Here is a 26,087-nt window from a genome sequence, read left to right as displayed (position 1 = left end):
GCTTGGCACTCGCACCCTATCTGCAAGGAACCAAGCTTCCAGACGCCGATTTGTCCGCCCAGATTGCTCTGGTCGAAAAGAACCTCGAAGCAGAAGGCTTTAAAGTCATCGGTCGACACACGCCTAAAGGGCTGCCAGGGCGCGCAGCGCTCGTAGCCACTGACAAGGCAATGATCGAGAGCCTTCGTGCCATTGGAGGCTCAGCCGTTGTTGCTTCGGGTATCCGCGTTGCGGTGCAGGCAGATGGCACGGTGTCGTACATGAATCCCGACTATTGGTATCGGGCGTATCTTCGGGGTCAGTTCAAGACCGCCCAGGCAGCAGTGAAATCCGTGCAACTGCGTCTTCAAAAGGCCTTGGGCGAAGGTCGCGCATTTGGCGGCGACGTGCCCGAGGGAGACCTGCCCACCTATCGCTACATGTTAGGGATGGAGCGATTCGATGCCGCCAATAGTGAACTCGCCAGCCACGGAAGTTTTGAAGAGGCGATCAAGGCCGTGCAGGCCGGTCTTGCGTCAGGCGCAGGAAATACCAGTCGCGTGTACGAAGTCATCATGCCGGAACAGAAGATCGCGGTATTTGGGGTCGCCATGAACGACCCGAGTACCGGCGAAGGATGGTGGGTAAACAAGATTGGGGCAGATCACATGGCTGGTCTGCCTTACGAAATATTTGTCGTTAACAACAAGGTGTACGCCCTGTATGCCCGCTACCGCATCGCGCTTGCCTGGCCCTCTCTGGGTATGGGTCAGTTCATGGGTATCATGAATGCGCCGGAAGCGATTCGAACGACCCTCATCCGCGTGGCGGGCGGGTCAGATCGCAGCAATTAGGAACTTTCTTGGTCGAGGGGCAAGGATGAGCGAACTGAACACACCCGCCGCACTGGTTGTTTGGGGCGGATTTGTGCTGGCCTTCCTGTTTGGGGCTATTGCAAACAAGACCAATTTCTGCACCATGGGCGCGATATCCGATATCGTCAACATGGAGCATTGGGGTCGTATGCGCATGTGGCTGCTGACGATTGCCATCGCCGTGTTGGGTGCCAACCTCCTTTATTACGTAGGGTGGATCGACTTGTCAAAGTCGGTTTATCAACGACCCATCCTACCGTGGTTATCGCTATTGCTCGGTGGGTTTCTTTTTGGAGTCGGCATGACCATTGCGGCCGGGTGCACCAATAAAAACCTGGTGCGCCTGGGTGGCGGTAGCCTGAGATCACTCGTCGTGCTCGTCTTTCTGTCCATCTCCGCCTACATGACGCTCAAGGGGCTGTTCGGGCATTGGCGAGTCAGTTATCTTGACCCTATCGCAATCGATATGGCTCGCTGGAATTTGTCGAGCCAAGGGGTGCCACAAATTGTCTCCAAATTGACGGGGTTGTCTGAAAAATCGGCGCTGCTGACCTGCAGTCTGGTCGTCGGACTGGGGCTGATGGGTTTTGCACTGAAAGATCGTCGCTTTCGTGGGAACCTGCCGCAAATCGCCGGCGGCGCCTCACTCGGATTGCTCATCGTAGCTGCCTGGTACCTCACGGGACATATAGGCCACGGCGAAAACCCAGATACGCTCGAGACGGTGTACTTCGCCACCAATACCCGGACACTGGAATCGATGAGCTTTGTGGCGCCCACCGCATACAGTCTGGAACTGCTGATGCTGTGGTCCGACAAGACCCTGCGTGTGACATTCGGTATCGCAACGGTGGCGGGTGTTGTGCTCGGGTCATTCGCCTATGCCGTCAGCACGCGACAGTTCCGTTGGGAAGGCTTTGCCTCGCTGGAGGATTTGCGAACCCAGTTGGTCGGCGCGGTGCTTATGGGATTCGGCGGCGTGACTGCGATCGGTTGCACGATCGGCCAGGGCCTTTCAGGCATCTCCACCCTGGCTCTGGGATCGTTCATTGCGCTTGCAGGGATCATCAGCGGGGCGGTGGTCACCATGAAGTGGCAACAACGGTAAAGAAAGCGCTCACACGATGCGCCGGATGCATGCGCCGGCACACGCAGTGATCTAGCTTTGAGGCTTGGCCGCGCGGCGCCGGATTTTCCAGGCCAGGACGTGTGAGACGATTGTCCCCCAGGGTAAGTCCAGCAGGCTTGCGTCGTTCGCCAACGCCTTTCGCACCATCACATGAACGTCTGGGGTGGGCTCATTCAGAACCGCCTGCAGGCCGTGAAGGCCCCCGCACTGCAACTGCATTGCTTTTGCATGGGCGACAGGCAAACCCAGAAGTGGCAGCCGAAGTGCAAAGGTGGCACGTTCGCGAAACAGCCTTGCAAGCATCGTGCAATTGATTTGCGCCACTTCAATGGAACAAGCAACGAGTTCACGCTCAGCCAGTGCATGCCGACTGGCAAGCTCGCAATGGGCGCAATGTGAAAGGATGGCCTTCTCAAACACGCAAGGCACCGGGTTCAGTTGCGGCCGACGTGCGTGAAAGGCGAGTTCGTCCACGTCCTTACTCTCAGTCGTCACCCTTGGGACCGGGGGTGCGCACTTGGCACAACAGATCTTCCGCTTGCAACTCATCTTCGGCAAACATGATCTTTATTTTTTCCGTCATATCAGTGGGTTGAGCCGCGCGCAACACCTTGGCTTGTGCCGAGGCCTCCTTGAAGGCCCCGAACTCGGCGACTTTTTCAAACTGCGAGAACGGCTTGATCCTGTAGATGTAGTAAGGCATGACGGTTGAACTCCATTCGGTCCAGTTCTGGCTTTAGATATAGCGTTTGGAAGCCCGCCTGCGCCCAGGCAACGCCTTCTGGATGATCACCCCGCGCACGCCCGAGAAATCCTCCAGCGGCACGTCTTCGAACTCAGGGTTCAGTGGATGCAGTACCCACTCCGCGCCAGACCGCAGGAGTTGCCTGAAGGACCACTCTTCCTGATTCCACGCTAGAACATATGAGCCCTCCTGTGCCAGACCGTCAGGCTCGATGACGATGATCTCGCCTTCATTGAACTCCGGCGCCATGCTATGCCCCAACACCATCAAGGCGAAGGATTCACCACCGGCACAGTCTGGCAAAGCTGTGTGCGCTTCAGGAGATGACGCGTCGGCATAGGTGTCGCCAACTAACGCCTCCATGTCTTTGGGCATTGGCATATGAAGTGAAGTGATGGCGCTGATTCAAAGCGACTGGGAAAAAATCTGTGCCGCCGCGACCCCTGCTGCACGAAGTTCATCGTGCAGGGTTTTGACAAAGTCTCCCGGCCCACACAGATAAAAATCGCAGTCAATGTCAAACAGATCGGCCCGCATGGCCTGGGCGATTTGCCACGCACCCAGATTTGCATCCGCATGCGAGACCAGTTCATATTCAAACTGGTCCAGGGCTTCAGACCAGGCACGACACTGGTTGCTGCTGAAATGTCCGTCACTGTGCGTGGCGAGCCAGAACAAGGTCAGCGAAGGTGCTGCGTCAAGCGACAGTGCATGCTCGATCAGGCTCTTGATCGGTGCGAACCCCCCGTCACAGGCGGCGAATACAAGGGGGCGGTGCCCATCAGCCAAGACAAACTCGCCCGTGGGGCCCAGCACGCTAACGCCTGCGCCAGACTTGATGTCACCGGCAAACAGATGCCGCGCGAATGCGTCGGACCCATCACGTGCGATAAAAAAAAGCAGGTTTCGATCGTCGCATGGACAGCTCGCCACCGGGTAAGTCGCATGCACGTCGGCCTGGCCTGGCAGGGTCCAGCCCAGCTGAACAGACTGCCCAGCCAGAAAACGCAGCCTGTGCGTGCGCGGTGTTTGCAGGTGCAACAAGCGGGTATCCGGTGCCAGTGTAGAAACGGCGCGCACCTGAGTCAGGATGAGTTGCTCGGGAATGTCCTGCGGCCCGCTCGCCTCGAGCATTTCCAGCGTCAAATCGCTGCTGGCTGCCGTGTGACAGCACATCAGCGTGTAGCCCTGAGCCTTCTCCGTTTCGGAGAGCGGGTAGTCAAAGTGCTGTGTCTTCACGACGTCGCCGGAAATGACGCGCACCTTGCACATGCCGCAACTGCCGTTGCCGCACCCGTAGTTCAGTTTGAGTCCTGCATGCAGGCCCGACTGCAGCAGGTTGGTATGCCCTTCCACCATGAACTCATGCCCGCTGGGGCGCACCGTGACGTGTGATGTCATGACTTTGAGCATATCGTCAAGAACCTCCAGGAAGTCGACTGATTCAGTTGCAAGTGCTTTCGCCAGCCCCTGTGTAACCTGCCGCTCCATCTCCAGCCAGGCAGCGTCATCCGGATCCTGCGCGCCGAACTCCCTGATGCGCCGCTGCAGTTCCAGAACCAGGCCGTGATAGCGCTGCAAATGTTTTCGAACATCCGCCAGCTCCTGGCTCTGGGAAAAAAGCCGCTGAGCCAATACCTCCTGACTGGGCAGCATGCGCTCCCGCACCCGCTTGCCAAAAGCCTCATCACGGATCTGCGCGACCCGCTCCAGCAAACCTGATTCCTCGAGAACCACACCAGGGTACAGGCCCATCAGGTCGTCCGTTGAAACCATGCCGTCACTCAGCATCAGGGCGCCTTCACGCACCTGCTGCTGCAAGACACCTCGGGCGACGCCCACGAGCTGGGCGGCACGCCATACACTCACGAGATGGGACATTGTGGTATTGCTATATTATTTGTAGCTATCAATGCATGAGGATCGAGGGGTATCTTCCTATTTCTCCATCAACCCGATGGAGAGGCCCATGGCTGAACTTGTGCAGGCCCATCGACCCGATCCAGATAGCGGGCCCGGTACAGCAGTCGGGGATGCCGGGGATCGTCAACAAAGGCAGCACGGTCATGCAGCACGTTGTTGCACACCAGCCCCATGCCGGAATCCAGACGCAAGCGAAACACGTGCGGCCCATCACTGTCGAGCAGTCGCGAGAGAAACCCTGTAGCGTCGCTCGTAATCTGGTCATCCTTCCACTGTATGCTGCGAGTGCGGGCGGTGTAGCGCATGTGCAGCGCGCCGCTTTCTGCATCGACCGAAAATACAGGCCCGGTCTGCTCGGGGCGTGCGACTCCGTCGTCGTCCAGCCGCGCGGGAATGGTCATGGCATCAGGCGCCATCAATGCGTTCACCCAGTTCGGATTGGCTTCACGCAGGGCAATGTAGGCCATCTCATGATCCATCAGCGCTGTCCCGCCGCCTTCGGAGGCAGCCCGCACGCAATGCAGGACCATGGCCTTTATGTGGCGTGAGCCCGGATGGTAGTACCCATCGGTATGCCACTTGATGCCTCGATTGGTATAGGGGATGAACGCTGGCCGATCACCGCCCGACGGCGCCACCGCAATCGGTGAGATGCCGTCTTCATCGGCGAGCCAGTTGGCATCGAGCTGGTGCAGGCCCAGCTGCGCGGCCAGCTTGCGCGGTATGCCCTTGTCCTCATTTGTCAGCGGACTTCGGTAGATGGCCATGTTGGCCGTGGCACAGCGTTGCAGCAAAGCCTGGCGCTCGGCATTGGTCAGGGCGCGCGGGTCGGCCACGTCCACCACCAGATCCTGCGCCTGTAACGGATGGCTGGCGCGCTTGGCATCACGCCAGAGCCGGTAAGCGGCGTCATTGTCCAGATCGAACGGAGTGCTCATCATGATGACCAGATCAGTCGCCAGAGATCCCCGCGCGAGCGCGGCGCGGCGCGCGCGGCTCGGTGGACAGTACGCCCTGCATGGCGCGCCGAAGGATGTCCACCGCTTCGGGCACTTCGGTGGCCATCATCTGATCGACCACCCAGCGACGGTCCTTTGCCGGCATGAGCGCTTCAATGCGGTGCCCCAGGTAGCGCGTGAAGGCAAAATCTGGCCCATCCGGCCCGAATCCGAAATCTGCGTAATGCTCGGCGAGCTCGTTGAAAAGATCGATGAACTCGTCATAGTGACTGGGTGCCCCCTCGGGCGGCACACCCAGCAGGCTGTCTTCATTTTCCTGCAGCACCTCGGCCACCCGGCGTACCAGCGCCGTGATGAACTCGGCACGGCCTTCAGGCTCCATGCGCTCGTAGGCCATACGGTCGAGCACCTGCGTCAGGAACACCAGCACCTCGCGCGTGAAAGCAAAATACTGGGGCCCCACCTCAATGTCGAAATCCGCAGAACGCATTTGCTTCAGCGTGTTTTGCGCCACCCGCCAGGCAATAAAGGCCATCGCGCTCGCCATCTGCGCAGGCGTCTTGGCGGTTCCAGTCTGGAACCAGTCGCTCTTGATCCTCAACTTGGCCATGTCAGGCCAGCGCCTTGCCGCTGCGTGCGAGGCATTTAATATCCGCCCTTGCCAAGTGGCTGGGGCAGCGCGGCCACCTTTGGCCCCTGCTTGGCAGGACCGATTGGAAACAGGTCGTAAAGGTACTTGCTGTCCACTTCAGGGCGGATCTCTGCCATTCCCTTGAGCATGGCGCGAAAATTCGGGGTGTGACCGTGTTCACGGTACTGATCACGCAGGTAGTTGATGACCTCCCAGTGCGCATCGGTCAGCGTGATCTGCTCAGCTGCAGCGATGACGCGCACCGCCTCATCATCGAAAACCGGCTCCAACAGGTAACCCTGCTCATCAGCTTCAAGATCCACGCCATTAACGTTGTACATCATCGCCCGTTCTCCATTTCCGTTGTCAAAAAAACTATGCGCCCACCGCCGCAGCCGACTTGTGAGGCACGAATATCCCGCATCCCATCAGACGGTGGGATCGCAAACCGCGCTCCTGCAAGCGCAGGGACTGCTCCGCAGGCAACGCATGCAGCATCAGGCTGAAAGTGTCCAGCGAGCGTCCATCGACTACCATGGCCTGGTGTTTGCCGCAGACACGCTCACCCCCAATGGCCATTTGTGCCAGTTCGGCAGCCACAGCGGCCATGAACGTGACCTCATCGGCACTGTCCGCAGCCACCCTGTAGGCGTACAGAGTGCTGTGGGGCTGCAGGTCGTGCCGGTGCGGCACCCCCAGGCGCAGGGTTTGCCCCGCTACTTTGAGTTCAAGTCCGGCCAGCGCCACCAGTTCATCCATCCGCCGCGACGCGACGCGAAGCAACAGGCGCGCCCGCCTTGATAGCAAGGCCGGCATAGCGCTGCCCGGCACCAGCTTGACGGGATGGATGCCAGCCACGGGGTCTGAATCCAGCCAAGGCAAGATCGCGCACAAGGCCTGCTGCAAGGCCTGCGCATGCTCGCGCGGCAAGGCCTGTCCTTCTAGGGGGAACACTGCGTCGGTGGTCAAATTGTCGACAACCATCCGCGCCGTCATGCAGGATCCCCCGCTTGAACTGCCGTCGTGGGCTGGGCTCGGGCCCAACGCACCAAGGCCTCGCCCCATTGGAGAGCGGTCTGAGGGTCAATCTCGAACACCGTGAAGCGACTGCCCTCCCGAATGCGCGTACGCAGCAGGCTCATGCCGCCGCCGGCATGGTCGAGTTGCTGCAGTTCGATGACCTGGCGTCCCAAGGGGCTGGTCATCTTTTCGATCGGTGTAATGGTCGTCATTCAGTCTGCCTGCTTCATTGCCACACAACCGTCAGGGCCAGGGTCGCAAAACCCGGCCTGCCTGACAAGCGCGGCTTTCCAAGTCGCTATTTAGCGCAGTCGCGGGGTACGCCGTCTATAACCGGGTCGGGTGGGGTGATATAGCCCCAATGGGTAGCACTCGATACTCAACGAGGGTGATAGCGCAGCTCACCGGCCCAACCGTAATATTCGCTCCAGTGTTGACAGTACACCTGCCGGAAGAAGCGGGCGTCAGCCAGCCCATTCACCGATCGACCCGCCCCGGGTTGCCTTCTGACAGGAGACACTTCATGAGCAAGAAACAGCACGATACCCCGATGCTTGACCAGTTGGAGAGCGGTCCGTGGCCCAGTTTTGTCACTGGCCTGAAGCGGCTGGCGAAGGACAACGACTACATGACCGACCTGATGGGTCAGCTCGAGCACTCCTACAAGACCCGCAAGGGCTACTGGAAGGGTGGCACGGTCGGGGTCTTCGGCTACGGTGGCGGCGTGATCCCGCGCTTCTCCGAGGTGGCCGAGATGTTTCCAGCCTCCAAGGAATTTCACACCCTTCGGGTGCAGCCCCCTGCCGGCATGCACTACAACACCGACGTTCTGCGCAAGATGTGTGACATCTGGGAAAAGCATGGCTCCGGGCTGATTGCCTTCCACGGCCAATCCGGCGACATCATGTTTCAGGGCGCCAGCACCGCCAACGTACAGGGTGCGTTTGACGAACTCAACGAACTGGGCTTTGACCTGGGTGGCGCTGGTCCGGCCGTGCGCACCTCCATGTCCTGCGTCGGCGCGGCGCGTTGCGAGCAATCGTGCTTCGACGAAGCCCGGGCGCACCGCCAGGTCGTCAATACCTTCCTGGACGACATGCACCGTCCGGCACTGCCCTACAAGTTCAAGTTCAAGTTCTCGGGCTGCCCGAACGACTGTATGAACTCGATCCAGCGCGCAGACATGGCGGTGATTGGAACCTGGCGTGACAACATCCGCACCGACGAAAAACTGGCGCGCAAGTGGTTTGTCAAGCATGGCATGACCGAACTGGTGAACGACGTGGTGAGCCGCTGCCCGACCAAGGCCATCATGCTCAAGGAGACCAAGGACGTCTCCACCGGACCGAAGATCAGCAGCGTGGCACTCAACGACACCCAGTCGCTGGAGATTAACAATGCCGACTGTGTCCGATGCATGCACTGCATCAACGTGATGACCGGTGCCCTGGCGAGTGGCACAGACAAGGGCGTGACGGTGCTGATGGGTGGCAAGCGCACCCTCAAGATTGGCGACCTGATGGGCACGGTGGTGACGCCATTCATGCCCATGAAGACCGATGAAGACTACGAGGCGCTGGTCGAGCTTGCCCAGAAATCCATTGACTTCTTTGCCGAGAACGCACTGGAGCATGAGCGGACCGGCGAAATGATTGAGCGAATTGGCCTGATCAACTTCCTCGAAGGCATCGGTCTGGAAATTGATCCCAATATGGTTTCCACGCCGCGAACGAACCCCTACGTTCGTACTGACGGCTGGGACGACGAAGTGGCCAAAATCAACGCCCGTAAAGCAGCGGCTTGAATTTCGTTCAAAGTTTCCGACGAAAACAGGAAGACAAACATGGCAACCATGCGCACCCCCATTGAAAGCGGCGTACCAGACAGCAAGCAGTACCTGCATCCGCTGATGCTGAAGAACTATGGCAACTGGAAATACCACGACCGGCCCAGACCAGGCGTTCTGCATCACGTTTCGCACACCGGTGACGAAATCTGGACAGTTCGTGCCGGCACGCAGCGCCAGATGGACCTGTACACCATCCGCAAGTTGTGCGACATCGCTGACACCTACGCCGACGGCCATGTACGCTTCACAATTCGCAGCAACATCGAATACATGGTGTCGGATGCGGGTCGAGTGGCGCCGCTTATCGAGGCACTCACCAGCAACGGTTTTCCCGTGGGCGGAACCGGCAACTCGGTGTCCTCCATCGCGCACACCCAGGGTTGGCTGCATTGCGATATTCCGGGCACCGACGCATCAGGCGCCGTCAAAGCCCTGATGGACGACCTGCACGCCGAGTTCATCAAGGAAGAAATGCCCAACCGGGTGCACCTGTCAACCTCCTGCTGCGAGATCAACTGCGGCGGCCAGGCTGACATCGCCATCGTCATCCAGCACACCAAGCCGCCCAAGATCAACCACGATCTTGTGGCCAACATGTGCGAGCGCCCCACAGTGGTGGCGCGCTGCCCTGTGGCCGCCATCCGCCCGGCCATGGTCAATGGCAAGCCTTCGCTGGAAATCGACGAGACCAAGTGCATGTGCTGTGGCGCCTGCTACCCACCGTGCCCTCCGATGCAGATCAATGACCCGGAGCACAGCAAACTGGCGATCTGGGTCGGCGGAAAGAACTCCAATGCACGCGGCAAGCCCACGTTCATGAAGATGGTCGCCTCGGGTCTGCCCAACAACCCGCCGCGCTGGCCGGAAGTGTCTGCCATGGTCAAGAAGATCCTTTACACCTACAAAGAGGACGCACGTTCGTGGGAGCGGGTGTCTGACTGGATCGAGCGAATCGGCTGGCCACAGTTCTTCGAGAAGTGCGACCTGCCCTTCACCAAGTACCTGATTGACGACTGGCGCGGTTCACGCTCCAGCCTGAACGCCTCGACGCACATCCGGTTTTGATTGATACCAGAATTGACTGCACCATGAAATTCGGTTTACTTGTGAGTGAAGGTCCTTACACGCATCAGGCATCAGACAGCGCGTACCAGTTTGTGGTCGCTGCACTGGCCAAGGGCCATGAAATTCAACGCGTTTTTTTCTATCACGATGGCGTCAACAACGCGACCCGGCTCACCGAACCGCCACAGGACGATCGCCATGTGGTCAACCGCTGGTCAGCCATCGCCGCCGAACACAAGGTGGACCTCGTGGTTTGTGTTGCGGCCGCCCTGCGCCGCGGCATCAAGGAAGAAGTCCTGGCACCGGGGTTTCGCATCTCGGGTCTGGGCCAATTGGTGGACAGCGGCATCAAGGCGGATCGCCTGATCACGTTTGGCGACTAACCGACTAAAGGGAAACACCCGAAATGAGCGAACAACAAGCTGCAACCGGCGGTCCCAAAGTGAAGAAGTTCATGTTTGTGAACCGCAAGGCGCCCTACGGGACGATTTATGCGCTGGAAAGCCTTGAGGTTGTGCTGATTACCGCGACCTTTGACCAGGACGTGAGCCTCGTGTTCATCGACGACGGCGTCTATGAGTTGGTCAAAGGACAGCAGACCAAAGGCATCGGCATCAAGAACTTCTCGCCCAGCTACCGCGCGCTGGACGGCTATGACGTTGAAAAGCTGTATGTGGACCAGGCTTCGCTGGAGCAGCGTGGCCTGACCGAAAAAGACCTGCTGGTTCCCGTGGAAGTCCTGGATGCCCAGCAAATGGGGCAACTCATGGCGCAACAGGATGTGATCCTGAGCTTTTGAAGAAAACGAACTCCCATGTTGCACATCGTCAATAAATCGCCCTTCCAGACCACGACCCTGGACACCTGTCTGCGCATGGCGCAGCCCGGTCATGCATTGCTGCTGATCGAGGACGGGATCTACGCCGCCACCGCTGGCAGCGCCGCTGAAGCCCGTGTTCGCCAAGCCTGCACCAGCCTCAAGGTCTATGCGCTCCAGCCTGACATGGACGCCCGCGGAGTGACCGGCAAGCTGATCGACGGCGTGACGCTGGTCGACTATCCTGGCTTCGTCGATCTGACACTGGAATACAGCACCTCGCATTCATGGCTGTGAGGCCATCGCGCCCCGCTACAACTTTTTTATCTGGAGAAAAACATGAGCTTTGAAATCAGCGGCAAGACCTACGAAACAGACGAAGAGGGCTACCTCCTCAACTTGGCCGATTGGACCAAAGAGGCGGCCGAGCATCTTGCTGAAGAGGAAAAAGTGCCGCTTACCGACAACCACTGGGAAGTCATCAATTTCCTGCGTGAATACTACAACGAGTACCAGATCGCGCCCGCGGTCAGGGTGTTGACGAAGGCCATCGGCAAGCAGTTCGGCGAGGAAAAAGGCAACAGCAAATATCTCTACGACTTGTTCCCCTACGGGCCGGCCAAGCAGGCCTGCAAGATCGCCGGCCTGCCCAAGCCAACCGGCTGTATCTGAGTCCGACGCCCCCGCGATTCGTGATGCGCTCCTAGACTGCCGGCCCTGTCCATGACGCTGCTGACGATCTTCTATACGGTGTTGTTCTACTTTGCCACCGGCGTGTTCGTCATTGGCTTGGCAGTGAAGATCCGGAGCTACGCCAAAACCCCGGCGCCGCTGAAGATTGCCACGACCCCGGCGCCGGTAACGACCGGCGGTGTGAGTTTGCGCATGGCACGGGAAGTGGTTTTTTTTGAGAGTCTCTTCAAGTCCAGCAAATGGACCTGGGTGTTTGGCTGGACGTTCCATTTCGCACTTTTGCTGGTGGTTTTGCGCCACCTGAGATATTTCCAGGAGCCGGTCTGGATGCCCATCGTTCTGATCCAGCCGTTTGGCACCTATGCCGGTTTTGCACTGGTTGCGGCGCTCGGTGGCTTGTGGGCAAGACGCTGGCTGGTCGACCGCGTGCGCTACATCTCCACACCTTCGGATCACCTGATGCTGGCGCTGCTGATTGCGATCGGGCTAACCGGCATGGCGATGCGTTTCGTCGCACACACCGACATCGTGGCCGTGAAGGTTTTCGTGCTCGGCCTGATGCGCTTTGACTGGCAGCCGGTGCCCGCCGATCCGGTCCTTCTGATTCATCTGGCACTCGTTGCCGGATTGATGATCGTTTTCCCCATCAGCAAATTGCTCCACGCACCAGGTCTGTTTTTCAGCCCGACCCGCAACCAGGCTGACAACGCCCGCGAGGTTCGTCATGTCTCGGCTTGGGCCGCCGCGCTGGACAAGCGTCCCTGAGCAACCGCACCTATCATGGCCACAGCCGCGTTTGACACCCCCAAGCTCAAGAGCTATCCGGTCATCCCCCTGGTGCAGGTCGGTGCCATGTCGCACCTCAAGCCCTTCGTGGCGAATGCGCCGATTCAGACGGCACTCGGCTTTCCCGGCGAACTGGTGGATGACTGGCAGGACAAGGCCATCGCCAAGATGGGTGAGCTGCTGGGCAAATACCGTTCGCTCCAGGTCTACATGGACGCTTGCGTGCACTGCGGCGCCTGCTCCGACAAATGCCACTACTTCCTGGGCACCGGCGACCCGAAGAACATGCCGGTGGCACGCCAGGATCTGATGCGCAAGGTCTACCGCCGTTACTTCACCTTTGCCGGCAAGCATTTCCCCAGGCTGGTGGGCGCGGTTGACCTGACGCGCGAGGTACTGGACGAGTGGTATAGCTATTTCAACCAGTGCTCCGAATGCCGCCGGTGCTCGGTCTTCTGCCCCTACGGCATCGACACGGCCGAGGTCACCATGGCCGCGCGCGAAATCATGGCCTCCGTCGGAATGGGGCAGAAGTACTCGAACGAAATCATCGGCAAGGTGCACCGTATCGGCAACAACCTGGGCATACCCGGCCCGGCGCTGGAGAACACACTCGAAGGCCTTGAAGAAGACACAAAGGACGACACCGGCCTGGACATCAAGTTCCCGCTCAACGTCAAGGGCGCCGAGGTACTGCTCATTACGCCGTCGGCGGACTTTTTCTCCGAGCCCCACGTCGAAAGCCTGATCGGCTACGCCAAAGTGTTCCACGCCGCCGGCATCAGCTGGACACTGAGTTCGCATGCGTCGGAGGCGGGCAATTTTGGTATGTTCATTGGCAACTATGAGCAGATGCGCAATATCTCGATGCGGGTGCGCGAAGCGGCGTTGGAACTGGGCGTCAAACGTATCGTCGTCGGCGAATGTGGCCATGCCTGGCGTGTGGCCTACAGCTTCTGGAACACACTGATCGGCCCGTTTGACTACCTTGATCCACGCTACCCGGTACCGCAGCACATCTGCGAAGTGACTGATGACCTGATCCAGCGTGGCGCCCTCAGCTTCGACAAAGAAGCCAACGACGACCGGATCATCACATTCCATGACTCCTGCAACGTGGCACGTGCCTCGCGAATGGGCAACATGCCCGGTGGGCAGTTCGTGATTCCCCGCAGGATCATCACCTCGGTCGCCAACCATTTCCATGACATGGCGCCGCAGACTATCCATGAAGGCACCTTTTGCTGTGGCGGTGGGGGCGGCCTGCTGACCGACGACCTGATGGAGCTGCGCGTCAAGGGCGCCTTGCCACGGATGGAAGCCTTGAAGAACGTGGTGGACGACCATGGCGTCAACTTCATGGCCACCATTTGCGCCATCTGCAAGGCCCAGTTCACGAAAGTGCTGCCGTATTACGGCTTCAACATGGGCATGGTCGGCGGTGTGCATCAGCTGGTCAGCAAGGCCATCCGCCTGGGCGACAAGTAGTCCATCCCAGCGCTGCGTATTCAAACATCAGGAGACTCCGTTATGTCCACCCCCATAGAAAGCGTCACCGCAAAGCCCCTCAACTTTCGACGTTACAAAGACGGCGACAACAAGGTGCGCTCATTCCAGAAGGACATCTTTGATGCCGGGCACTCGCACAAGTGTCCGACCTATATTCAAAGCACGCCGCCCTGCCAGGGGAGCTGCCCGGCCGGAGAAGACATTCGAGGCTACCTCAACATCGTTCGCGGAATCGAGAAGCCCCCCACCAGTATGCCTTGGCAGGAGTACGCGTTTCGACGCCTGACCGAAGCCAACCCGTTCCCCTCGGTCATGGGCCGGGTCTGTCCAGCGCCATGCGAATCAGGCTGCAACCGCAACCAGGTGGAAGATTTTGTTGGCATCAACTCGGTCGAACACTTCCTCGGTGACTACGCCATCAAGAACCAGCTAGCTTTCCCAAAGCCGACAGTGCAAACCGGCAAGACGGTCGCCGTGATCGGTGGCGGCCCGGCCGGCCTGTCCACTGCCTACCAGCTCGCGCTCAGGGGCCACGACGTGACCCTTTTTGACGAGCGCGCGGAGCTTGGCGGCATGATGCGATACGGCATCCCGGGCTTTCGCACGCCACGCGACATCCTTGATGCCGAGATCCAGCGCATTCTTGACCTCGGCATCAAGACCCGCCTGAACTGCCGGATCGGAACCGACATCAGCATGATGCAGATCCGCGCTGAATATGATGCCGTTTTCTTGGGGCTGGGCGCGCAAGCCGGTCGGGCACTGCCCGTGGAAGGTGCGGAGGCCCCCAATTGCGTCACCGCAACGTCCTTCCTGAAGGCTTTCAACGACGGTCGCTTGCGTCATGTGGGCAAGCGCGTCGTAGTGGTTGGCGGTGGCGACACGTCCATTGACGTAGCGACCGTGGCCCGCCGTCTGGGTCACATCGACAAGATCCATGAGTCCGATCGCCCGGAGCACGCCATTACCGGTCATGTGGCGCACGATGTTGCCGAGGCTTCAGTCCGCCAGGGTGCGGAAGTCACGTTGACCACCATCTTTGACGTGGACAAGATGCAGGCCACCCGGCACGAAGTGGAACACGCTCTGTCCGAAGGCATCACCATTCGCGGCGGCATGGCACCACTCGCGGTGATCCGTGGCGAAGACGGCCGCGCGATTGCCCTGCGGATCGTCCGATGCGAAGCGAAGATCGTCGGCGGTCGCCTGGACATCAAGACCATCGAAGGCACGGAAGAAGACATCCCGGCCGACCTGATTGTCTCGGCCATTGGCCAGGCGGTCGATTTCACCGGCTTGGACGAGTTCAACAACGGCAAGGGTGCCGTCAACAGCGACAAGAATTATCAGGTGCAGGGGCAACCCGGATTCTTCGTGGGTGGCGACGTGGTGCGGCCACACCTGCTGACCACCGCCATCGGGCACGGCGCGATTGCCGCCGACGGAATAGACCGTTTTCTGCAAAGCGAAGCGCTGGAGAAGCGCCCCAAGATCGACGTGCACACCTTCGACCTGAAGCGCAAGATGATCGAGAAGGGTCTGGCCTTCAGCGAAGTGCACGAGCCGATCCGCGGAACCGACAAGAGCACAGCGGCGATTCACAACTTCGACAACCGCTCGGACCGATACGTGATTTCGCACAAGGAACTGTTCCTGGGCCATTTTCCCTTCGTCCCGCGCAACCGGCGAGGCATCGTGTCACTGACCTCCGAGCAGGCGCTGAACAACTTCGAGGAGCGGCTGCAACCCTTGCTGGAAGCCCAGGCCGTGGCCGAGGCCAAGCGCTGCATGAGTTGCGGACAGTGCTTTGAGTGCGACAACTGTGTGGTCTATTGCCCGCAGGTCGCTGTGTTCAAGGTGCCGAAGTCCAAGTCGACGATCGGACGCTATGTGGATACCGACTACAGCAAGTGCATCGGTTGTCACATCTGCGCGGACGTGTGCCCCACTGGCTACATCCAGATGGGGCTGGGGGACTGACTTCATGCGCCCTTTCGCTGGCTTTTCCTTCAGGTCGGTTTGCCGGGTTTTCGCGTTGGGCCTGCTGTCGGCAACCGCCCTTACCGCCAGCGCCAGCGGTGCGGTGCCCCAGGTCGCAGCGGGACGAGTGCCTCTGCCGATCATCGAGAGCGCCCGTGGCGACAAGTGCGTCCAAGATCCCGCCCTCATGCGACGCAATCATATGGATTTGCTCAAGCACCAGCGCGACGACACCATGCACGGCGGCATTCGAGGCGCAAAGTACAGCCTGAAGGCCTGCATCGGTTGCCATGCCAGCCAGGCGACCGGCAGCGTGGCAGCGGCAAGCACCAACTTCTGTCAGAGTTGCCATGCCTTCGCTGCCGTCAGGATTGACTGCTTTGAGTGCCATTCCAGCAAGCCAGCACCAACAGCCGCCCATCCCCCGTCACCCCAGGAAAAGCCTGCTCAAACCGCCGCTGCGCCGCAGGTGCAAGGGCTGGCGCTGCACCAACAGGTCAAGCCATGACGCAGGACAGCAAGTCCCCCTCCATCCAGCCGCCGAAGTCGACGTCGGGACGCCGCGGTTTCCTCGGTGTCGCCGCAGCCGGTCTTGCGGGCATCATGATCGCTCCCGGCGTGCGCCTGATCGAGATCGCGCAGGCGGCAACTGCGGACACCGCGCCAAGCCGTGGTGCCAGCAGCAAGGTCCGCTGGGGCATGCTGATCGACAGTGGAAAATGTGCCAGTGGCTGCACCGACTGCGTCACCGCCTGCAACACGGAGAATGGTCTTTCGGGGGAAACCCGAGCGACGGACTCCCAGTGGATTCGCAAGATAGAAATCAAGGAGGTTCGCACGGGAAAGACCCAGTCCCTTCCCATGATGTGCCAGCACTGCGCCGAGCCACCCTGCGTGGATGTCTGCCCCACGGGCGCCTCGTTCAAGCGAGCCGACGGCATCGTGCTGGTCGACAAACACATCTGCATTGGCTGCCGGTACTGCGTCATGGCCTGCCCGTACAAGGCACGCTCGTTCGTCCATCAGCCGCTGAGCAACCAGAAGGCCGACGTCCCCCGGGGCATGGGTACAGTAGAAGGCTGTACGCTCTGCGTCCACAAGGTGGATAAAGGCGAGATGCCCGCCTGCGTGAGCGCTTGCTCGGACGCCGGCCACGGCGCAATTCTTTTCGGCGATCTGAACGACCCGAACAGCGAAATTTCCAGACGCCTTGCCAGTTATCCCTCACGCCAGATTCGGGAAGACCTCAATCTGAACACCGGCGTGCGTTACAGCGGCATTTGATGCAGGAAGGCATGACCCATGAAAATTACCCTGCGTGAACTGGACGGCACGAGTCGTGGCTACTACCTGTTGCTGGGAGTGCTGGCGCTGGTCACTGCGATCGGCATGGGGGCAGTCTGGACCATGGAGCACAACGGGCATATCGTTACAGGCATGAACAACCAGATCGTCTGGGGTTTGCCACATGTGTTTGCCGTGTTTCTTGTTGTAGCGGCTTCGGGCGCGCTGAACGTGGCCTCGATGGCCTCTGTTTTCGGCAAGACCGAATACAAGCCGCTGGCGCCTTTGTCCGGACTGCTGGCGATCGCGCTGCTGCTGGGCGGCCTGACCGTGCTGATGCTCGATTTGGGCCGGCCTGACCGCCTGATCGTGGCCATGACGCACTTCAATTTCAAGTCGATCTTTGCCCTGAACATCTTCCTGTACTCCGGATTCATGGGATTTGTGATCGCTTACCTGTGGACCATGATGGAGCGCAGCGCCCAACGTTTTACACCCATGGCGGGTCTTTTCGCCTTTGTCTGGCGCATGGCACTTACCACCGGCACGGGCTCGATTTTCGGCTTCCTGGTCGCGCGGCAGGGGTTTGATTCCGCTTTGTTTGCCCCCCTGTTCATCGCGTTGTCGCTCAGCTATGGCCTGGCTGTCTTCCTGCTGGTACTCATGCTGGCCTTCACCGGAAGCAAGCGCCAATTGGATGCCGGCCTCCTGGCGCGTTTTGCACGGCTGCAGGTCATCTTCGTGGCGGCGGGGCTTTATTTCGTGCTGGTCTTGCACCTGACCAACCTTTATTTCACCAAGCACCATGATTTTGAGCGCTTCATCTTGCTCGAGGGTGGCGTGCACACCGCCCTGTTCTGGCTGGGTCAGGTGGTGCTCGGCGGCATCGTTCCCATGATCCTGCTGATGCACCCGCGCATTGGCGAGTTGCGCGGCCGCATCGTGGCGGCCACCTCGCTGGTTGTAGGCGGCGGATTTGCCCAGATGTGGGTCACCATCGTCGGCGGCCAGGCCTTCCCACTGGTGATCTTCCCCGGCCGGCAGGTGAGCAGCAGTTTCTATGACGGTGTTGTGAACACCTACACGCCCACCCTGCCGGAGTGGCTGCTGGGCTTCAGCGGCATCGCCATTGCGGGCCTGATCGTCATGCTGGCGATGAAATTCTTGGGTTTCCTACCGGGACGTCTGGACGGCGCCGACAAGCACATTACGCAACGCGCCGCAGCTGCGGCCTGAGTTCAGGCCGAGATGTCGGGTTTTCTGGTTTCGGCTGCGCACAAATCCTCGGGAAAGACCACCGTCACGGTCGGCCTGTGCGCTGCGCTTACGGCCCGGGGGAGGGCCGTGCAGCCCTTCAAGAAAGGACCCGACTACATTGACCCGATGTGGCTGAGCGCGGCCAGCCGGCGCGACTGCTTCAACCTTGATCCGTTCCTGATGACGGCCGGGCAGATCACCAACTGCTTCCGGAATCACGCCGCCCAAGCTGACATCTGCATCGTCGAAGGCAACAAAGGCCTGTACGACGGTTTGGCACTGGACGGCAGCAACAGCAACGCCGCTTTGGCAAAGCTGCTGGGCCTGCCGGTCGTGCTAGTGCTCGACGCGCGCGGCATGACGCGCGGCATCGCGCCGCTCATCCTGGGCTACCAGGCATTCGATACAGGTATCCTCATTGCTGGGGTTATCCTGAACCAACTGGGTGGCGCGCGGCACGAATCCAAGCTGCGTGCCGTGATCGAGCACTACACCGACGTGAAGGTGCTGGGTGCGATCGGTCATGACCCCAGGCTCGCCATCGCGGAACGCCACCTGGGGCTGATGCCAAACCACGAACTGGACGATGCCGAGCAGCGCGTGCGCGCCATGGGAGAGATGGTCGCCGCGCAAGTCGATTTGCCACAGGTGTTGAAGCTCGCCGGAAACACTTCTCCCCTGTTGGCGCCAGCGCGCAGTGAGCCACCGGCAGAGGCGAAGGTCGTCAAGCCCGCGATGCAGTCACGGGTACGCATCGGCCTGGCACGCGATCCGGCGTTTGGTTTTTATTACCCTGACGATCTCCTCGCTCTGGAATCAGCGGGTGCCGAGATCATCCCGTTCAACACCTTGCACGACACGTGCCTGCCCGAATTGGACGGTTTGTTCATCGGCGGTGGTTTCCCCGAAATTTTCATGGCGCAACTGCAAGCCAACGCGGCGCTGCGTCAGGGCATCCGTGCAGCCATCGATGCGGGCCTGCCTGTCTATGCCGAGTGTGGCGGCTTGATGTACCTGGCCCGCACCCTGCAGTGGAAGGGACAGGTCTATCAGATGGCTGGCGCACTGCCGGCGGACGTCGTGATGCACGAGCGGCCGGTGGGCCGCGGCTACGTTGAACTTCAAACCACGGCGGATGCGCCGTGGTCCCCCGGTACGGGCATTGACTCGGAGCCGCTGCGCGGGCACGAATTTCACTACTCCAGCCTTGAAAATCTCGCGCCGGACCAGAAATTTGCCTATAGAGTCGTCCGGGGTCATGGTGTGGATGGTGAGCGCGACGGCATCGTTCACAACAACGTGCTCGCCTCCTATGCCCATCTGCGCAGCGGAGCGGGATCGGACTGGGCGGCCCGGTTTGTGACCTTTGTCCGTTCAAGAATTGCTTCTTCGAAACGGCAGACCGTGGCCAACATGCGGACGGTCGAAGTCAATGGCCAGCTCATTGCCACCGACGTCGAGGGCTACCTGAAGAACCTGGACGACTGGTCCGAGGACTTCGCACGCGCAGAGGCGCAAGCGGAAGGCTTGGTGCTGACCGATGAGCATTGGCAGGTCATCCGTTTCCTTCGCGCTTACTACGATGAGCACCGGGTGCAGGCGCAAGTACGCGCGATGATCTGGCACTTTGCCAAGGCCTGGGGGCCGAAGCACGGCAACAATCACTACCTTCATGAACTTTTCCCCATCGGTGGCCCCCAGAAGCAAGGCAACCGCCTGGCAGGACTCTTGAAGACCAAGGGCGAACATTAGAAAATTCCGCGGCAAGACTCACCGATTCAAGGTGAGACCTCACTGCCCTCAACAGTTCAGGAGCATCGTATGTTTACATTGACCACCAGTGCAGCGCAACAGATCCAGCAAGCGGCAGCGAGCAGCGGGGCCCAGGAGATGGCCCTGCGTATCGCAGCAAAGATTGATCCGGACGGCTCGAAGCAATACGGCATGGGCTTCGACGACCCTACCGAAGAGGACATGAAGCTCGACCTGAAGGGAGTCGCGGTCGTGATTGCCGGCGAGTCGCAAGTGCTGCTGGCGGACACCGTGCTGGACTACGTCGAGTTGAACCCGGGCGAATTCAATTTCATCTTCATCAATGCCCGGGATTTCCAGGACGAGGTCGAGCCGGCGCCAAGCGGCGGCTGCGGCAGCGGTGCCTGCGCCACGGGCGGTTGCGCCAGCAAGGGGCGCACCCATTGATGGCCGAAATCAAACCAGCGGCCGGGTCTGCCGGGCGCGTCTATCTGGTCGGGGCCGGCCCAGGTGACCCTGAGTTGTTGACGTTGCGCGCCGTACGGCTGCTACAGCAGGCCGACGTGATTGTCTATGACCATCTGGTTTCCAGCGCTGTTCTGGATTTCGTCACCCCGTCGGCAGAACGGATCTACGCTGGCAAGCGCCGAAACGAACACACCATGCGGCAGGAACAGATCAATGGACTGCTGGTCAAACTGGCCAGTGAAGGCAAGCAGGTGGTGCGCCTCAAAGGCGGCGACCCGTTTATCTTCGGACGCGGTGGCGAGGAATTGCAGGCCTTGGCCGCACAAGGTGTCGCCTTTGAGGTCGTCCCCGGCGTGACGGCGGCATCCGGCGTGTCCAGCTACGCCGGAATTCCCTTGACACACCGCGACTACGCACAGAGCTGCCTGTTTGTGACAGGGCACCTCAAGGACGGCACCGCCGATCTGGACTGGCACAGCCTGGTCAGACCCTGCCAGACCGTGGTCATCTACATGGGCCTGGGAGGACTTCCGGAAATATGCCGTCAGCTGATACAGCATGGCGCTCCACCTACCCTCCCCGTCGCCGTGGTGCAGGATGGCAGCATCTCCACACAGAGAGTCGTGACCGGCACACTTGCCGACATTCCTGAAACGGTTGTGAAGGCAGGCCTGAAGTCGCCGTGCCTCACGATCATCGGCGAGGTCGTCAAGCTGCATGATTCACTGGCGTGGTTCACGCCAGTGACCCATGAAACGACGACCTGATCGGTCCGCTGCAAGAACGGATCAGCTTCGAACTTTGTGCGCCAACGCATCGGCAGCCTTGGTGCCGTCGGGGGAATGCCGGTACTCGTAGGCAAAGACGGCCGCCTCGACCCGTGAGCGCAAGTTGAGCTTGTCCATGATGTGTCGCACATGCAGCTTGACCGTGTTGTGACTGATATCCAGCGCCTGCGCAATGACCTTGTTGCTCTGCCCTCGCGCTACATGGTCCAGTACCTCGCGCTCCCGTTCGGTAAGTGACGCCACAAGGTCCCCCATGACCGACACTTTGGGTCCGGACTGAAGGATCTGCGCCAGCTTCAGGGTCATGGCCGATGCCACAACCATCTCACCACGGGCCGCCCGGCCGATCGCTTCAATCACCTCCTCGGGCTCCATGTCCTTGAGAAGATAGCCGCGAACACCAGCGCGCAACGCAGCTGCCAGGTCATCCTCACTGTCACTCATGGTCAAAATGACAACTGGGGTCTCGCAGCCTTCCGAACGGATCATGCGCAGCACGCTCAATCCGTCCGTCGCCGCCAGGCGCAAGTCCAGAACCATCAGGTCGGGTTGGTGCTCCCGCAGCATCGGAACGACCTGCGCCGGATCTCCGGTGGCCATCACGACGGTCATGTCCCCGCGGTGTTCCAGCAATTCGGTCAGACCACTTCGACATAGCGCATGGTCATCAACCAGCATCACACGCGTGCGTTCCGTCATGCGTGAGCCTCCGGAGGAAAGGATCTCACCGGAACCACCAGTCGCACCCGGGTGCCCCCCCCTTCGTTTCTCTCCATCTCGATGCTGCCGCCAAGCCGTTGGGCGCGGCCCCGCATGATCTCCAGGCCGAGGTGTCTTGAAGGTTCCAACGCAGAGGCCGTGGTGACAATCGTCGAAACGAATGGCTCCGTCATGCCCAACCCATCGTCCTCGATCAGGAACTCAAGCCGCTGGGGCGACTTTTCGATTGCCACAACGGCATGCCTTGCCATCGAGTGCTTCGCGATATTTGCCAATGCTTCCTGAACAATGTGAAACACCTGGACCTCCTGCTCATCCGTCAGGTTCAGATTCTGCGCCGAATTCCGGATCTCCAGAGCGACGCCATTTCGATCTGAGAAGGTCTTCGCCATGCCCTGAAGCGCGTGCAGCAAGCCCAATGGATCCATTCGCGTTCGAAAATACGTCATGACTTCTCGCAAGTTGTCATGGACTTCGCCTACTGCGCTCTTGACGTCGGAAAAATACTTCATCGCCCGTTTGTCGTCGTGTGCCAGCATGGCTTCATTCAAAAGGGGCAGGCGCATCTTTACATAGGCCAATGTCTGTGCGATGGCATCATGGACTTCATTCACCATGTCCTGCCGCTCCCTCATCACCGTCACACGCAAGCGTTCGCGCTCGATCCGCGCGTTATGCAACGTCAGTCCCAGCAGTTGACCAATCAGACGCAACATCCCCTCGGTGGCGGGCGAAAGCTGCGAATCTCTCTCGAAAAACAACGTGTAGACGCCCAAGACATCCGTGCCATGGGGAAGCGAAATGGCCAGGACACGACGGCATTGAAGGCCGAAATAGGCGTCCGAGCCCTTCCGGGCACAAGAGCGCACATCGTCAACCCAACCCAGCACATCATTGCTGACGGCAACGCCGCACATGCCACAGTCACGGTCGACCAGCTGCTCGGAAAGCACCACCGGCGGTGGCAGGCCGACCTGCCCCACCAGCCGCATGGACTGCCCATCGTCGGTCAGAACTCGAACGGCACCGGCCTGGGCTCCCGCCATGGCAATGATGGAAATCAGAAATCGCTCAAGCAAGGTTTGCAGGTCGCCGCCAACGGTCAGGTCCCGCGAAAGATCCGCAACGAGACTGCCGACCTCATTGAGTGCCGTCGGACTTGTGGGGTAAACGTGGGGACCAGTCTGCTTCATCATTGGAGTATTTGCGCTGATGCTAATCCATTGGCCCTTGCTGATTTATCGGAAAAACCCGCAGCAAGTCTGAAAACGCCAGAAATGCCCCAAAAAAACCTCATGGAAAGACGAGTCGTGGCTGAGTTGTAGAGGCTACCCATTTGGGTTACCCCGGATTACCCGTGGCGGCTATAGACGCAGCGACGTACCCTTGTCTCTAATAGGGTCACTTTGCAATAACCGCCCTGACTGACCGGTCAACGGCTTTTTTCAACTCTGTTGTTGAACCGTCAGCGATAAAAGCGTCTCCTGCATGTCTGCCACACCGCTCCATGATCCAACCGCCGCGCCACTGAGCGACGCCAAAGTCGAGATCCGCAACACCACTTGCTACATGTGCGCCTGCCGGTGCGGCATACGTGTGCATTTGCGGAACGGCGAAGTGCGCTACATAGAGGGAAACCCGGATCACCCCCTGAATCAAGGTGTGATCTGCGCGAAGGGTTCCTCCGGCATCATGAAGCAGTATTCGCCGGCACGACTGACCAAACCCCTGCTGCGCAAGGCGGGGAGCGATCGCGGAGAAGGGCAGTTCGAAGAAATCGAATGGCAAGCCGCCTATTCGATGCTGGAGGATCGCCTGCGAAAAATCCGCTCGACCGATCCGAAGAAGTTCGCCCTTTTTACCGGACGCGACCAGATGCAGGCGCTGACCGGGCTTTTCGCCCGCCAGTTTGGCACTCCCAACTATGCCGCACATGGGGGATTTTGCTCGGTCAACATGGCCGCCGGCATGATCTACACGATTGGCGGCTCATTCTGGGAGTTCGGGGGGCCGGATCTGGACCGGGCCAAACTGTTTGTGATGATCGGCACCGCAGAAGATCACCATTCCAATCCGATGAAGGCGGCACTGTCCCGGTTCAAGCGCGGCGGCGGGCGTTTTGTGTCCGTCAATCCGGTTCGGACCGGCTACTCGGCTATCGCCGATGAATGGATTCCAATCAAACCAGGCACCGACGGTGCCCTCCTGCTCTCTCTGATTCATGAACTGATCAGGCTGGGGTTGTACGACCGGGAATTCCTTGCCCGATATACCAACGCGGGGCAACTCGTCAACCAGGATGCGGCCAGCGATGATTTCGGCATGATGCTGCGCAAATCCGACGGCGACATTGTGAATCCGTTGCGCCCGGCAAACTTCTACTGGTGGGACCGCCTGACCGAGCAGGCTGTCTCCGACCACGCCGAAGGGGCCGATCCGGCCTTGCTGGGTCACTTCAAGTTGCCCGATGGCACCGCAGCGGTACCGGCCTTCCAACTGCTCGAAGAGCGGGTGAAGGCCTACACCCCGGAATGGGCCGAAGGTATCACCGGCATCCCGGCCGCCACCATCCGCCGCCTGGCCCACGAGATGGGCATCACCGCCCGTGACCAGAAGATCGAGTTGCCGATCGCCTGGACAGATAGCTGGGGCCAGCGCCATGCTTCGGTCAAAGGCAATCCGGTGGCGTTCCATGCGATGCGGGGGCTGGCCGCTCATTCGAACGGTTTCCAGACCATTCGCTCACTGGCGATCCTGATGTCACTGCTGGGCACCATCGATCGACCCGGCGGATTTCGGCACAAGGCGCCCTACCCACGCGCCGTACCGCCGAACGCCCGTCCGCCCAAGGGTCCCCAGGCCGTCAAGCCGGACACACCGCTGGACGGTGCACCGCTGGGTTGGCCCGAAAGTCCGGATGACTTGTTTGTGGACGATCAGGGCCAGCCGGTGCGTATCGACAAGGGATTTTCGTGGGAGCATCCCCTGTCCGCCCATGGCTTGATGCACAACGTCATCACCAACGCTTGGCGCGGTGATCCCTATCGCATTGACACCTTGCTGATATTCATGGCGAACATGGCGTGGAATTCCACCATGAACACCTCGGAAGTTCGCAAGATGCTCAATGACAAACACACTGAGGGCGAACAGGTTGGTGAGTACAAGATTCCTTTCCTGGTCGTCTGCGATGCCTTCCAGTCGGAGATGACGGCATTCGCCGATCTGATCCTGCCGGACACGACGTATCTTGAACGCCATGACTGCATGTCCATGCTGGATCGGCCGATTTCCGAATTCGACGGCCCTGTTGACGCAGTGCGGATTCCCGTCCTGCCACCGAAAGGTGAATGCAAGCCCTTTCAGGAGGTCCTGGTCGAATTGGCTGGCCGCCTCAAGCTGCCCGCATTCACGCAACCGGATGGGTCGCGCAAGTTCAAGGGCTATACCGACTTCATCGTCAACTACGAAACCGCCCCGGGATCCGGTATTGGTTTTCTGGCCGGCTGGCGCGGCAAGGGTGGCGAGAAATCGATGCGAGGGGAACCCAACCCCAGGCAATGGGAGATGTACGAAAAGAACAACTGCGTCTTTCATCATGAGATGCCGGTGGAATACCAGTACATGCGCAACTGGAACCGTGGTTACATGGAGTGGGCCCAGAAAATGGGTATCCGGCGCGACAAAGACCCGATCGTGATCCACATCTACTCGGAATTCCTACAGGGTTTCCGGCTGGCGGCGCAAGGCAAGCGTGCCGGAAAACAGCCGCCGGACACCCTGCGCAAGCGGGTGGAGACCTATTTTGATCCCCTGCCTTTTCATTACGTCCCGCTGGAAGAGCAAGGCACCGACACC

At 59.9% G+C, this 26,087-nt stretch carries 29 protein-coding genes; 18 read left to right on the top strand and 11 right to left on the bottom strand.

All coding sequences use genetic code 11. From position 1 onward, the window contains the following. Both ACMUOY_RS18220 and ACMUOY_RS18215 read left to right on the top strand, forming a co-directional pair. Positions 1-833 (top strand): hypothetical protein (locus ACMUOY_RS18220; protein WP_413894162.1); only part of this gene is annotated, 833 nt, incomplete at its 5' end. Positions 834-858: 25 nt separating this feature from the next. Further along, on the top strand, positions 859-1,962 hold the full coding sequence (locus ACMUOY_RS18215) for a YeeE/YedE family protein (RefSeq protein ID WP_413894161.1): 1,104 nt from the start codon (positions 859-861) through the stop codon (positions 1,960-1,962). A 51-nt stretch (positions 1,963-2,013) separates the two neighbouring features. Here ACMUOY_RS18215 and ACMUOY_RS18210 read toward each other — a convergent pair whose 3' ends face one another. The 9 genes from ACMUOY_RS18210 to ACMUOY_RS18170 form a co-directional block, all read right to left on the bottom strand. Beyond that, complete coding sequence (locus tag ACMUOY_RS18210) at positions 2,014-2,457, bottom strand: hypothetical protein (RefSeq protein ID WP_413894160.1); 444 nt, start codon at positions 2,455-2,457, stop codon at positions 2,014-2,016. A 10-nt stretch (positions 2,458-2,467) separates the two neighbouring features. Next, on the bottom strand, positions 2,468-2,686 hold the full coding sequence (locus ACMUOY_RS18205; RefSeq protein ID WP_413894159.1) for a hypothetical protein: 219 nt from the start codon (positions 2,684-2,686) through the stop codon (positions 2,468-2,470). A gap of 33 nt (positions 2,687-2,719) precedes the next feature. Continuing rightward, the gene (locus tag ACMUOY_RS18200; RefSeq protein WP_413894158.1) at positions 2,720-3,103 is read right to left on the bottom strand and encodes a S24 family peptidase; all 384 of its coding nucleotides are present in this window, start codon (positions 3,101-3,103) and stop codon (positions 2,720-2,722) included. A 30-nt stretch (positions 3,104-3,133) separates the two neighbouring features. After that, positions 3,134-4,609, bottom strand: coding sequence for a 2Fe-2S iron-sulfur cluster-binding protein (locus ACMUOY_RS18195; protein WP_413894157.1), 1,476 nt, complete (start codon positions 4,607-4,609; stop codon positions 3,134-3,136). A 68-nt stretch (positions 4,610-4,677) separates the two neighbouring features. Beyond that, positions 4,678-5,589: a TauD/TfdA family dioxygenase gene (locus tag ACMUOY_RS18190; RefSeq protein WP_413894156.1), complete on the bottom strand. Its 912-nt coding sequence runs from the start codon at positions 5,587-5,589 to the stop codon at positions 4,678-4,680. Positions 5,590-5,602: 13 nt separating this feature from the next. Further along, positions 5,603-6,220, bottom strand: coding sequence for a hypothetical protein (locus ACMUOY_RS18185; RefSeq protein WP_413894155.1), 618 nt, complete (start codon positions 6,218-6,220; stop codon positions 5,603-5,605). Between the two features lie 35 nt (positions 6,221-6,255). Next, complete coding sequence (locus ACMUOY_RS18180; RefSeq protein ID WP_413894154.1) at positions 6,256-6,585, bottom strand: TusE/DsrC/DsvC family sulfur relay protein; 330 nt, start codon at positions 6,583-6,585, stop codon at positions 6,256-6,258. A gap of 31 nt (positions 6,586-6,616) precedes the next feature. Further along, positions 6,617-7,225 carry a type I-MYXAN CRISPR-associated protein Cas6/Cmx6 gene (gene cas6 / locus ACMUOY_RS18175; protein ID WP_413894153.1) on the bottom strand — a complete coding sequence of 203 codons (609 nt, stop codon included), beginning with the start codon at positions 7,223-7,225 and terminating at the stop codon, positions 6,617-6,619. 8 nt (positions 7,226-7,233) lie between these two features. Further along, positions 7,234-7,473 (bottom strand): DUF6967 family protein, encoded by a 240-nt coding sequence (locus ACMUOY_RS18170; RefSeq protein ID WP_290733039.1) that lies wholly within the window; start codon positions 7,471-7,473, stop codon positions 7,234-7,236. Between the two features lie 311 nt (positions 7,474-7,784). Here ACMUOY_RS18170 and dsrA point away from each other — a divergent pair, with 311 nt between their 5' ends. The 15 genes from dsrA (at position 7,785) to cobA (ending at position 21,488) form a co-directional block, all read left to right on the top strand. Then, positions 7,785-9,065 (top strand): dissimilatory-type sulfite reductase subunit alpha, encoded by a 1,281-nt coding sequence (gene dsrA / locus ACMUOY_RS18165; protein ID WP_290733037.1) that lies wholly within the window; start codon positions 7,785-7,787, stop codon positions 9,063-9,065. Between the two features lie 39 nt (positions 9,066-9,104). Continuing rightward, entirely contained in the window at positions 9,105-10,175 is a 1,071-nt protein-coding gene (gene dsrB / locus ACMUOY_RS18160) for a dissimilatory-type sulfite reductase subunit beta (RefSeq protein ID WP_290733035.1), read from the top strand. 23 nt (positions 10,176-10,198) lie between these two features. Next, positions 10,199-10,558 carry a sulfurtransferase complex subunit TusD gene (gene tusD / locus ACMUOY_RS18155; RefSeq protein ID WP_413894152.1) on the top strand — a complete coding sequence of 120 codons (360 nt, stop codon included), beginning with the start codon at positions 10,199-10,201 and terminating at the stop codon, positions 10,556-10,558. 23 nt (positions 10,559-10,581) lie between these two features. Next, positions 10,582-10,974 carry a sulfurtransferase complex subunit TusC gene (gene tusC, locus ACMUOY_RS18150; RefSeq protein WP_413894151.1) on the top strand — a complete coding sequence of 131 codons (393 nt, stop codon included), beginning with the start codon at positions 10,582-10,584 and terminating at the stop codon, positions 10,972-10,974. 15 nt (positions 10,975-10,989) lie between these two features. After that, the gene (tusB, locus tag ACMUOY_RS18145) at positions 10,990-11,289 is read left to right on the top strand and encodes a sulfurtransferase complex subunit TusB (RefSeq protein ID WP_413894150.1); all 300 of its coding nucleotides are present in this window, start codon (positions 10,990-10,992) and stop codon (positions 11,287-11,289) included. Positions 11,290-11,331: 42 nt separating this feature from the next. After that, positions 11,332-11,664: a TusE/DsrC/DsvC family sulfur relay protein gene (locus tag ACMUOY_RS18140; protein WP_413894149.1), complete on the top strand. Its 333-nt coding sequence runs from the start codon at positions 11,332-11,334 to the stop codon at positions 11,662-11,664. 51 nt (positions 11,665-11,715) lie between these two features. Further along, positions 11,716-12,450: a respiratory nitrate reductase subunit gamma gene (locus ACMUOY_RS18135; protein WP_413894148.1), complete on the top strand. Its 735-nt coding sequence runs from the start codon at positions 11,716-11,718 to the stop codon at positions 12,448-12,450. A gap of 15 nt (positions 12,451-12,465) precedes the next feature. Continuing rightward, a complete protein-coding gene (dsrK, locus tag ACMUOY_RS18130) occupies positions 12,466-13,959 on the top strand; it encodes a sulfate reduction electron transfer complex DsrMKJOP subunit DsrK (protein WP_413894147.1) in 1,494 nt (497 codons plus the stop codon). A 42-nt stretch (positions 13,960-14,001) separates the two neighbouring features. Further along, positions 14,002-15,960, top strand: a complete 1,959-nt coding sequence (locus ACMUOY_RS18125; protein ID WP_413894146.1) for an NAD(P)-binding protein — start codon at positions 14,002-14,004, stop codon at positions 15,958-15,960. Between the two features lie 187 nt (positions 15,961-16,147). Then, positions 16,148-16,468, top strand: coding sequence for a hypothetical protein (locus ACMUOY_RS18120; RefSeq protein ID WP_413894145.1), 321 nt, complete (start codon positions 16,148-16,150; stop codon positions 16,466-16,468). After that, entirely contained in the window at positions 16,465-17,244 is a 780-nt protein-coding gene (gene dsrO, locus ACMUOY_RS18115; RefSeq protein WP_413894144.1) for a 4Fe-4S dicluster domain-containing protein, read from the top strand. Before ACMUOY_RS18120 ends, dsrO begins: the two co-directional genes overlap by 4 nt. A gap of 18 nt (positions 17,245-17,262) precedes the next feature. After that, a complete protein-coding gene (gene nrfD, locus ACMUOY_RS18110; RefSeq protein ID WP_413894143.1) occupies positions 17,263-18,480 on the top strand; it encodes an NrfD/PsrC family molybdoenzyme membrane anchor subunit in 1,218 nt (405 codons plus the stop codon). Positions 18,481-18,492: 12 nt separating this feature from the next. Continuing rightward, complete coding sequence (locus ACMUOY_RS18105) at positions 18,493-20,253, top strand: cobyrinate a,c-diamide synthase (RefSeq protein ID WP_413894142.1); 1,761 nt, start codon at positions 18,493-18,495, stop codon at positions 20,251-20,253. Positions 20,254-20,322: 69 nt separating this feature from the next. Next, entirely contained in the window at positions 20,323-20,700 is a 378-nt protein-coding gene (locus ACMUOY_RS18100; protein WP_413894141.1) for an iron-sulfur cluster biosynthesis family protein, read from the top strand. Next, positions 20,700-21,488 carry a uroporphyrinogen-III C-methyltransferase gene (gene cobA, locus ACMUOY_RS18095; RefSeq protein WP_413894140.1) on the top strand — a complete coding sequence of 263 codons (789 nt, stop codon included), beginning with the start codon at positions 20,700-20,702 and terminating at the stop codon, positions 21,486-21,488. The genes ACMUOY_RS18100 and cobA overlap by 1 nt, the downstream gene beginning before the upstream one ends. A gap of 21 nt (positions 21,489-21,509) precedes the next feature. Here cobA and ACMUOY_RS18090 read toward each other — a convergent pair whose 3' ends face one another. Together ACMUOY_RS18090 and ACMUOY_RS18085 are read right to left on the bottom strand one after the other, a co-directional pair. Continuing rightward, positions 21,510-22,208 (bottom strand): response regulator, encoded by a 699-nt coding sequence (locus tag ACMUOY_RS18090; protein ID WP_413894139.1) that lies wholly within the window; start codon positions 22,206-22,208, stop codon positions 21,510-21,512. After that, entirely contained in the window at positions 22,205-23,425 is a 1,221-nt protein-coding gene (locus tag ACMUOY_RS18085) for a GAF domain-containing sensor histidine kinase (protein ID WP_413894138.1), read from the bottom strand. The genes ACMUOY_RS18090 and ACMUOY_RS18085 overlap by 4 nt, the downstream gene beginning before the upstream one ends. A 292-nt stretch (positions 23,426-23,717) precedes the next feature. Between ACMUOY_RS18085 and ACMUOY_RS18080 the strand changes: the two genes are divergently transcribed. Further along, positions 23,718-26,087: molybdopterin-dependent oxidoreductase (locus ACMUOY_RS18080; RefSeq protein WP_413894137.1), on the top strand; the 2,370-nt coding region annotated here is incomplete at its 3' end.

Source organism: Candidatus Skiveiella danica, from assembly GCF_022705245.1.
Lineage (GTDB): Bacteria > Pseudomonadota > Gammaproteobacteria > Burkholderiales > Burkholderiaceae_C > Skiveiella > Skiveiella danica.
This window is presented reverse-complemented; position numbering and strand designations above follow the sequence as displayed.